This window comes from Teichococcus wenyumeiae, assembly GCF_003696345.1.
Taxonomy (GTDB): domain Bacteria; phylum Pseudomonadota; class Alphaproteobacteria; order Acetobacterales; family Acetobacteraceae; genus Pseudoroseomonas; species Pseudoroseomonas wenyumeiae.
Genome location: NZ_RFLX01000072.1, coordinates 1 through 9,111, shown reverse-complemented (window position 1 = coordinate 9,111; position 9,111 = coordinate 1). Strand labels below are relative to the sequence as shown.

10 protein-coding genes and 1 pseudogene are annotated in these 9,111 nt (G+C 59.4%); 5 read left to right on the top strand and 6 right to left on the bottom strand.

The features are described from left to right. Window positions 1-346: 346 nt before the first annotated feature. Window positions 347-1,087 carry an SDR family NAD(P)-dependent oxidoreductase gene (locus EBE87_RS26780; RefSeq protein WP_120640443.1) on the top strand — a complete coding sequence of 247 codons (741 nt, stop codon included), beginning with the start codon at window positions 347-349 and terminating at the stop codon, window positions 1,085-1,087. Between the two features lie 346 nt (window positions 1,088-1,433). Here EBE87_RS26780 and EBE87_RS30605 read toward each other — a convergent pair whose 3' ends face one another. Continuing rightward, window positions 1,434-1,541, bottom strand: coding sequence for a twin-arginine translocation signal domain-containing protein (locus EBE87_RS30605; RefSeq protein ID WP_367605422.1), 108 nt, complete (start codon window positions 1,539-1,541; stop codon window positions 1,434-1,436). Window positions 1,542-1,551: 10 nt separating this feature from the next. Next, entirely contained in the window at window positions 1,552-2,229 is a 678-nt protein-coding gene (locus tag EBE87_RS30600; RefSeq protein WP_199707842.1) for a TetR/AcrR family transcriptional regulator, read from the bottom strand. 267 nt (window positions 2,230-2,496) lie between these two features. Here EBE87_RS30600 and EBE87_RS30595 point away from each other — a divergent pair, with 267 nt between their 5' ends. The 3 genes and pseudogenes from EBE87_RS30595 to EBE87_RS30590 all read left to right on the top strand — a co-directional run bounded on the left by EBE87_RS30595 (window position 2,497) and on the right by EBE87_RS30590 (window position 4,388). Continuing rightward, entirely contained in the window at window positions 2,497-3,039 is a 543-nt protein-coding gene (locus tag EBE87_RS30595; RefSeq protein WP_120640440.1) for a carotenoid oxygenase family protein, read from the top strand. After that, window positions 2,927-3,672: pseudogene (locus EBE87_RS26760) on the top strand (IS5 family transposase). The gene EBE87_RS30595 and the pseudogene EBE87_RS26760 overlap by 113 nt, the downstream one beginning before the upstream one ends. A 338-nt stretch (window positions 3,673-4,010) precedes the next feature. Further along, window positions 4,011-4,388 carry a thymidine kinase gene (locus EBE87_RS30590; protein WP_120640439.1) on the top strand — a complete coding sequence of 126 codons (378 nt, stop codon included), beginning with the start codon at window positions 4,011-4,013 and terminating at the stop codon, window positions 4,386-4,388. Between the two features lie 295 nt (window positions 4,389-4,683). On the opposite strand, the gene EBE87_RS26750 is transcribed toward EBE87_RS30590, so the two are convergent. Together EBE87_RS26750 and EBE87_RS30710 are read right to left on the bottom strand one after the other, a co-directional pair. After that, window positions 4,684-5,118 (bottom strand): type II toxin-antitoxin system VapC family toxin, encoded by a 435-nt coding sequence (locus EBE87_RS26750; RefSeq protein WP_158601025.1) that lies wholly within the window; start codon window positions 5,116-5,118, stop codon window positions 4,684-4,686. Window position 5,119: 1 nt separating this feature from the next. Then, on the bottom strand, window positions 5,120-5,386 hold the full coding sequence (locus tag EBE87_RS30710; protein WP_408887767.1) for a FitA-like ribbon-helix-helix domain-containing protein: 267 nt from the start codon (window positions 5,384-5,386) through the stop codon (window positions 5,120-5,122). 807 nt (window positions 5,387-6,193) lie between these two features. Between EBE87_RS30710 and EBE87_RS26740 the strand changes: the two genes are divergently transcribed. Beyond that, entirely contained in the window at window positions 6,194-6,868 is a 675-nt protein-coding gene (locus EBE87_RS26740; protein WP_233553409.1) for a replication protein RepA, read from the top strand. 213 nt (window positions 6,869-7,081) lie between these two features. Here the strand turns inward: EBE87_RS26740 and EBE87_RS26735 are convergent, their stop codons facing one another. Both EBE87_RS26735 and EBE87_RS30585 read right to left on the bottom strand, forming a co-directional pair. Next, window positions 7,082-7,717: a hypothetical protein gene (locus tag EBE87_RS26735; RefSeq protein WP_122140279.1), complete on the bottom strand. Its 636-nt coding sequence runs from the start codon at window positions 7,715-7,717 to the stop codon at window positions 7,082-7,084. Then, complete coding sequence (locus EBE87_RS30585) at window positions 7,710-8,384, bottom strand: ParA family protein (protein WP_367605421.1); 675 nt, start codon at window positions 8,382-8,384, stop codon at window positions 7,710-7,712. The genes EBE87_RS26735 and EBE87_RS30585 overlap by 8 nt, the downstream gene beginning before the upstream one ends. Window positions 8,385-9,111 lie beyond the last annotated feature (727 nt).

Below are 9,111 nucleotides of genomic sequence, written 5' to 3'. Positions count from 1 at the left end.
TAGGCACGTTGCTTGTGCCAACGCGGCGTCTCGATCGAACTTACGCGGCCTGCCGCGAGTGCGAGGGCCTGAATTGACGCTAGCCTGAGCCATATTCCATATTCTGAATTGATCGTCAGATAACCGGTGGCGCCTCCGCGAACGGCGGTCAAGTGGATTCTATGGTGTTTGGCATATAATGTTTGTCAGACCTCGCCCACCTTCGCGCGACGTCCCAGTGTGGGCATGCTGGCACGAGTTCGCACCGCTACGATGCATTTATCGATTGATCATCACAGAACGTCTTGACGCTCAGAGAGGGTATGCTTAGTTTTTCTATGTCGTACGTTACGGAATGAGCCAATCGATGAGCGAACTGATTGGAAAGCGAGCGCTAGTGACAGGGGCTTCGCGCGGAATCGGTGCTGCTATTGCGCAGGCGCTCGCGGACAAGGGTGCCGATGTGGCAATCACTTATGCGGGATCGGCCGATCGCGCCGCTGAAGTTGTCAAGGTGATCGAGGCGAAGGGCCGCAAGGCTTTCGCCATTCAGGCGGACAGCGCTGACCCGACAGCGGTCAAGCGCTCAGTCGATGAAGCTGTCGGCGCTCTGGGTGGGTTGGACATCCTTGTAAACAACGCCGGCATCATCCTTTACAATCTGATCGCTGATATCGCCGTCGATGAGATCGACGCGATGCTCAGCGTCAACGTCCGGTCGCCCATCCTGGCGGCTCAGGCGGCAATCCCCTATCTGCAGGCTGGCGGGCGTATCGTCTCGATCGGATCGGCTGGTGTCGATCGCATTGTCGGCGAGCCTGGATCGGTTTATTACATGACAAAGGCGGCGCTCCAGGCCTTCACTCGCGGTCTCGCGCGCGAGCTCGGACCGCGCGATATCACTGTCAATCTCGTCCAGCCGGGATCGACCAACACCGACATGAATCCTGCTGACGGTGAATCGGCCGAATGGCAGCGCTCTCTGATGCCGCTGGGCCGCTATGGCGAAGGAGCCGATGTCGCCGCCGCCGTTACGTTCTACGCAAGCCCAGCAGCCAAGCACATCACAGGAACCATTCTGAACGTCGACGGCGGGCTCAACACCTGATCGTCAACACGCAGATGAAAGCGCTAGGGACCTGCCTTTGCCGGTCCCTAGCTGGCTTCCTCGCCAGCCTCGTCAGCGACGAGATTGGGGCCAAGAGGCAATAAGTTGAGCACTGCCATTCCGGCCGCAGAGGCGCGTACAAAGGTACCAGGCCTGTTTGGGTCGTTGTTCCTCGTAGTAGCGCTCATCATTGCATTTGCGGCACCGTACGAAGCTTACGAAGTAACCATCTTGGCCTCGGGTTTGTCCAGCGCGGTGCCGCATCTGCTTAAGATCGCACGATGATCGCGATGCGGGACCAGGAACCTCTTGAAATCGTGCGGCGCTTCAATGAGGCTGCTCGGCGTCAGCTCGCCAACGGCTGCATCGCGCATGATGTCGCTAACACTAAGCTCAGGCCGATTAAGGCCAACCCACCCAATAGACGGCGTCTCGTTACACGAGGGACAGACATCATGAGACTGCTACTTGCGCCGCTTTTTTGAAGTCTTGGCTCTGCCGTTTTCATCGGCGACCAGAGAATCCCATGCCATCATGGCGGTCTCCGCTACATCCTTAAGTTCGGCGTAGGTCGCAAAGTCGCGTGCAAGAATGGACATGCCCCCCTGCACCGTCTGCATATAGCGTGCGAGAGCGTGTCGATCGACCGATGCGGGAATCTCGCCCTCCGCAAACGCCCGATGAATGCGAGCCTCGAGGCGTTCCAGCGCCGCGGCGCGCGCCGATCGCAACAGCTCATTCAACTGCTCAGAGCCTTCGCTTCCGACAGAAGACAGCGCCATCATGCAACCGGTAGAGATACCGTCCCTGCCCCTGCTCAGCACAGCAGCGGTGTCCAAGAGAAACGATTCCACGGCCTCCCTCGCAGTCGAAGCGGCCTGGAAATTGTGCCAGAACAGCGGCTCGTAGTTCTCGCCATAATGCCGAACCGCATCGGCATATAGCGCCTCCTTCGATCCAAAGGCGGCGTAAAGACTGGGCGATCCGATCCCCATCGCCTTGGTCAGATCCATGATCGATGTCGCTTCGTAGCCCTTCGCCCAAAAAAGACGAGTCGCCTGCGCAAGAGCCGCCTCACGATCGAACTCGCGCGGACGCCCCCGGGACTTGGTTGCCTTCTCGTCCTCAGCCGCCTCATTCATACTCGGGATCTCAGTGTCGATAGACTTCTGCATTGAGCGATATATATATGCATTCGACGGCTTTAACAAGCCAACAGTGACGTGGCCGTGGGATGAGATTTCCAAGATGGGGACAAGACTTGGCCGGCCGGCGGCGGAACCGTTCGTGTCCCAGAAACTGGCTGTATCGACGCGGCAGAGAATTCTGACAGAAATCTGAGAGACAGTCATGACTGAAACACCCGCCGTAGCCCCGTTCCACGCGAACGGCAGTTTCGCGCCTATAGATTGGAAGTTTCGAGCGATATTCTCAGAGTTGAAGGCAGCATTCCGCCGGAGCTCGATGGAGCTTACCTGCGGAACGGACCCAATCCGATCGATCACGATTTCACAAAACATTGGTTCGTCAGCGATGGCATGCTTCCCGGCGTCGATCTTTCCGGAGGAGCTGCCCGCTGGTACCGGAATCGCTATGTTAAGACCAAGATGCTCGCCGAAAAGCGTGGCACGGACACTATATCTGATGGTGCCATGGGCAGTCACAATGCCGCAAATACCAATGTCGTATCCCACGGCGGGAAGGTCTTTGCTCTAGGCGGCGTGGACAAAGGTGCTTCACATCCTGAACCTGAGGTGATTCAAGTCTGCCTCCTGGAGGGAGGCGCTGGTGATGCGAGGTTTGCTGACGGACAAGGAATGGGCCTTCTTCGAGCCCTTCGTGGTCGAGACCGGCCCCTTCCGTGGCCGCCCGCCTGGCAGTCACCGCCGGGTGCTGGATGCCACTTTCTGGGTGGCGCGCACAGGCATTCCCTGGCGCGACCTGCCGCCTGAGTTGGGCAACTGGAACTCCGTCCACCGGCAGTATCGACGCTGGACCACCTCCGGCCTCTGGGATGTGCTATTACAGGCGCTTGCCGATGGTGGCGGCAATGCCGACGCCCTCCAGATGATCGACAGCACCATCGTCCGGGCACACCATTGCGCGGCTGGCGCAAAAGTGGTTCGTCGCCTTTGGCATCTCACCACCGCCAGGGTCTTGGACGCTCGCGCGGTGGCTTCTCGACCAAGATTCATCTCCGCACCAATGCTCATGGCTTGCCCATCAGCCTGACGCTGACGCCCGGGGAGGCGCATGACAGCACAGTCTACGGCGAGTTGATGGAGGAGCGGGACAGCGACCCCGGCATCTTGCTCGCGGATCGCGGCTACGACAGTGATGTCATACGACAGGATGTGCGCGACCGCGGCGGGCAGCCGGAGATCCCGACCAAGCGTAACAGGCGCATCCAGCAGAGCGTTCAGCGGCCTCTCTACGCCCTCCGCAACCGCGTCGAGCGCTGCATCAACCGCTTAAAGGACTGCCGCCGGGTTGCTACCCGCTACGATCATACAGCCAGCAGCTTCCTCGGCTTTGTCCAACTTGCTGCAATCCGCCTATGGATCAGCTTTGTCCACGCCGCCTAGGCATTCCTAGGCGAATGCTTTCTGGATTGATGCTCATGCGCTACGAATAGCATGGCTAAAGACTGGCCAAATGAAGGTCCGGTTACCAACTATCTGGACACCCACCGCAGGCGCCCTGACACGATAACCCCCACTTATCGTGTTATGGCTTGGCCGCCCGCCTGGATTGCCGCAATCTGGCGCGTGGTGCCTTCCCCTCCCCGGCGCTACATCCGCCGCATGGCCGACCGATCCCCTCTGCTCATCCCGTGCCCTGCCGCTCGCCCGAGGACCCAAAGCGTTTGAGTTCAGTTGCTCCTGCTGGCCAGCTGGGGCATCAAACACTTGGCGGCGCGCTGATGACGCGCGGACAGCTGACGATCTCCTGCAGCCCGATGTACGCGGGCAAAAGGGCGGCGCTGCTAGAGCACCCCGTTTGTGCCCAGGCGCAGGGTCTGCGAGTCAGCTTTCTTAAGCCCGCTTTCTACACTCGTAGCGGGACTTATCGCATCCCCGCTCATGACAGTCCGAGTCTGTCGGTGGCGCCGGTGGCGGTTCTGCCAGAGCTGAGGTCTCCCGAAATTCCATGTGGCGCTCAGGCCATGCCGCTGGACGAGGTCCAATTCATGGCGGCGCCGCAAATCGGTGGCGATGCTGTCGACGGGTCTGCATGCTGTTGCCGGTCGAGGTTGATGTGGTCGCCGGCCTCGGCCTGGACTGGCAGGGCACCCGTGTAGAATCGCCGTCCTGCTCTGTGCCATGGTCACCACTGTGACCAAGCTGCAAGCTCATTGCGTGGTCTGAGGCGCGCCGTCGGCGACGCCATCAGGAGATGGGCGGCGGCGCCGGAGGCTCGGTGGAATTCGGAGCCGAGGACCTCTACCAGGCGCACTGCGGGACCATTGGCGCCCTTTCTCCTGTGAGGCAGCCTGGGTCATCGGGCTGCCTGAGAGTGCGGCTACGAATGGAAACACGAGGGTCGCGGGGCCTGATGCTCTCCTGCGCCAACCATTCCTAGCCCAACCGCTGTGCCTACCCCCAGTCGGCCAGCGGGATCAGCAGGCGCGCCAGCACCGGATCCGGGTGGTTTGCCATGTCGCGGAGGAACGGACCATCGGCCACCACGACACCACTGGCATCCATTGCCACGGCGAAGGCCACGTAGAGGGTGTCATAGGTCGAGTGGTTGGTCGTCAGGCCGATCTCCAAGGCAACGTCATGAAGATCCAGGTCACCCGTGGGGGTGGGCGGCACCTGAGCCCGGAGCAGCGCCAATCCCTCCCGAGCTTCGTCCGGCGTCCATCGCCCCTTCCGGACCTGCAGCCAGCAGATATTGGTGGCTTCGTGCAGCAGGAAGTCCGGCACCAAAAGCTCTTCCTGGCTCTCGGCCAAGGCCTGCGCGCGGTGGCTGTCAGGTTCGTCCAGAATCCACTTCAGCGCGACAGATGCATCGACGACCAGAGCCACTTCAGGCGGCCGGTCCGCCGAAGAGGCCCCCTGCCCGGCCAGCCCGACTCTCCTGCAGCAGTTCGGCGGTTGATGCCGAGCCCCGGCCAGCCGTCCGCCGGCGGAATTCCGCTAGGCGCTCTGCCGCGCCCGCACGGGGTGATTGCTGCCGGCTGCCGGTGAGCGCCTGCCGCAAAATCTCGCGGTGCTCCGCCTCAGCCGAGCGGCCATGCTCGGCGGCCCGGATACGCAAAGCGCGGACCACATCGTCATCCAAGTTCCTGACCATGAGCGTAGCCATAGTGCCCTCATGCTACGGATGCTGTCATTGCATGCAAATAGATGGCGTAGCTTTTTGATGCAAGACATACTGGATGTGATCTTTGCCTACGGCTCCAGCTAGGCCGCCGTGTTGTCCGAGTCGGATAGATGCGATCTTTGCCTACGCATTGATTCGGCGCTTCGGATGTGATCTTTGCCTACAACACGAGGTGCCGGCAAAGCGACTGAAAGATGTGTTTTCTGCCTACACCGCCTAAAGGCTACATCAAAAATCATGTATTTATCAACAACTTGAGAAGTTATCCCTGTGTTCTTTGCCGGCGGACTTCAATAACTATTAGTTTCAATCCTTATTATTGCTGTGCGTAGGCAGAAGTCGCATCGGTGGCATGATGCAGCGTAGGCAAAGGACACATCGACAAACCTGCAGTTTTCGATCCAGAACCGGACGACGGTGATGTTGATGTTGATGAGCCCTCCCAAGAAAGCCCCCGACCAGCACCCCAATCTTTTTACCGTCCATGAGCATCTTTCAGCCCACGGGGTAGAAGGTGCCCTTGAGGAAGCTCGCGCAACTGCCTGGACTTCGGAAGCTTTAACGCTGCCCCCTGTCCAACGAGCACTGAGCGGGCGCAACGGCCGGCGGATCGCTGATACCGCGTCTGGCGCTATTGTACGGGAAGCAGAGCGTGCCCATGAGCTTGGCTACACTTACAGCGCTTGGTGCCTAGCCGGCCTTCCCCACCGAGAGCATCCGGCAGGTGAGGACTGGCTAATTGCCACGGACTATGCGCAGCTTCTAGTACGGCCAGGGGTGCGGGTTCTCGACGACGGCACCCGAGAAGCGCTTGCGGTGCCTTCCGGCACCATCGCCCGTCTGCTGCTAATCGACCTTCAATCTGAGGCCTTAGAGAAAGGCAGCCGGGATATCGAGCTCGGGCCAAACCCAAACTTGTTGCTCAACAGGCTGGGGCTGTCCCGCGGCGGCCCAGTGTCTCGGAAGGTGGTAGATCAACTCGAACGTATCTGCCGTTTGACACTCGACTTCAAGATAGGAAATGACCGACGCGCTATTATCGTCAATGAGCGCATTGTCGAGGCATTTGAATACACAAGCCAAGAGGACCCGCGGACCAAACGGCGAACACCAATGGTCGAGCGCCTCCGATTGTCTGAAGCATTCTTCAACGAACTCCGACGGCATCCCATCCCTGTCGACCGAGCGGCAATAGCAGATATCCAGAACTCGCCCCGAGCTATAGATATCTATCTGTTCCTTGCATTCCGGCTTCCGGCTCTTAAGAGCGAGACGCCGATCTCTTGGACAGCCCTCTGGCGGCAGTTTGGCCGGGAGAAGCTGCTCCGCACTTTCAAAGCTGAGTTTAGGGAGCCCCTGGCGCTTGCTCTTGCAGCATACCGGGAAGCCAAGGTCGAGATCGGCGACCGTGGGCTGGTGCTACTACCGTCCCCTCCTCCCATCCAGCGCTAATCGGATGTGGCTCCTTACGAAGGAAAAGATCACATCGGCGCTGATCGATAAAGGACCGGACTACGTCAGGCAGAGCGCATACCGACAGTGGGTCTGCCACTCTGCTACATGGCGCTCTACCGTCGGGCGACGCACTTGAGGTTAGACTGAAGAACGGTTCGGGAGAGATATTCTAACAGCGCTGATGCCACTCAGCTCTCTTCCAAGACCCAATTAGGCCTGTACTTCTTCAGCCTCGCCCTCAATCGCTGCCACTTTGCCGAGCTCCTGATCAATTTCAGCCATCTCTTCTCGTAGCTTTGCGATCCGCTTCATGATCTGCTCACGGCGTTTAGTTAGAAGCTCCTGCCGCTTGACTTCCGACGTGTTGACAGGCGCGAGTTCCTTTAGAAAACGCATAATTTCAGAGCGAGCCGCCTGAGGACGCACAAGGCCCCGGCTGCGGGCTAGCGAGATCTGCTTTTCAGGTATCAGCGTCAGGTAATAGGCTGCCGAGTAGCTGCGCGGGAGCTCAGCTTCCTTAAAGCGTTTGCTTTCTACCGCCTCAGCTACCTCTCTCAGCTGGTATGCTACGGCGCGCCCAAAGGGTAGCTGAGGTAGGATCTTGGACTCGAATTCGCCCTTGTTAGCTTGAATGGCGTGGCGCAGGTACCGGCCAATTGTGAGGAACCGCTTCTGGGCCTCTGCCCAGAGCTTGTCTATTTCCCGGACGTAGTCTTCAGGCCTGTTCAACGGCAGAATCGTTGCGGCGAAATCTTCGCTCCTGGAGGTAGTAGAGACGATAGGGGCTGAAGCCGCCCGGGCTTTGACGTCCTTAGCGGAGAAGGTCTTCGGAGAGGTCTTAATCATCGGCGGGCACCTTCAAGCCAATAGCGTGCATGGCGAATGTAAACACCCCTCGGATATCTGAGAGGCCGTTAGCCCCCTTCATCTCAGCAACACCTAACCCAACCTCGTCGCTGACGCGAATGCTCTCATAGAGGCGAATATCAAAGGGGCACAGATCTCCCGCTTCGATGAGGCGCTGCTTGGCTCGGTCGAAGCTGCCCGCACTGCGCACTGTGAGATTGAGGACAAAGGCAGACGGTCTCTGTTCCCTCCGGATGAAAGCCATCCACTCAGTTACGGAACGCAGGTCCCCGGCCCCCTGACCAGTCGGCACGAGAACGTAGTCAGCCATGAGGAGAAGCTGACGCATCTCCGCAGGGGACGCATCCACGCCAGGCGGGGTGTCAACGATAATGAGGTCCAGCTCTCCTAAGGCCCTAGCTTGACGCATAGCATCTTGGAGGTCGGATAGCGGGACGGCAACATTCGGTATGACAACTGCATCCTCTGGACGGACGGCATGCCAGTTCGTCAGCCCCCGCTGCGGATCTAAATCGACCGTCGCCACTCGAAGGCCTGCGTGTGCGGCGAAGACGGCGAGGTTCCGGGTCAGGCAAGTCTTGCCGCTGCCACCCTTGCCGGACGAGCACACAAGAATTTTTGCTATCGATGGAGATGGAGCCGCCACTGTCTCTGTGGTGCCGCGCCTCTTCCTGCTTGCTGTATTAGGCACCTCAGGCCCACCCCCAAATAGTGTTGCTTACCAATAACCTACCTATGACAGTCTATGCGATGTTGCAATCCGTAGATGCGTTGAGGTCTTACGGCGTAAGATGTCGCGGCATTCGGGATGGGTGATGTAGTTGAGACGGCTCACTCATCACCACGTCATGAACCAGCCATATCAGGCAAGCGTGCAGGGTAGCCGGATCAATGCCTTCTGAATGCATCACCATTGTCGCACCATGAGGCTCGTACCAGTTCCAAGCCGTAGGTAAGCCACAGCCCCTGCTCGCTTAGCGGCAAGATTTCACGCCTGTTCTCCCCCCGCGGTTAGCCGAGGCCTCCCTTGCCAAGAGAAGCACCCGAACCACCGCTGTAAGACCAAGTCTCTATGGGCATCGTCAGCTTATTGAGTAGGGGACGTGTTCGGGCGGACGGCAGTACCCCGCTGATCCTTACACTACGAACTGGGCGCACGTCTCCTGACGCCAGATCCGGAAGGCTTTTGCGCGAGCGGTTCCGTACTGGCTGGCGGACACCAGGTGCCGCCGCGGCTGGAAATGGCCGTAGATGAAAGCGTGCGCTGACAGGAACCGCTGCGCCTGATCAGGTTCTGATGGGGTGGACGCCCCCCGACGGCATCGGTGTGCCAGAGTGGAGGTGTTGAACACCACTCAGAGGAGGCGTCCGTG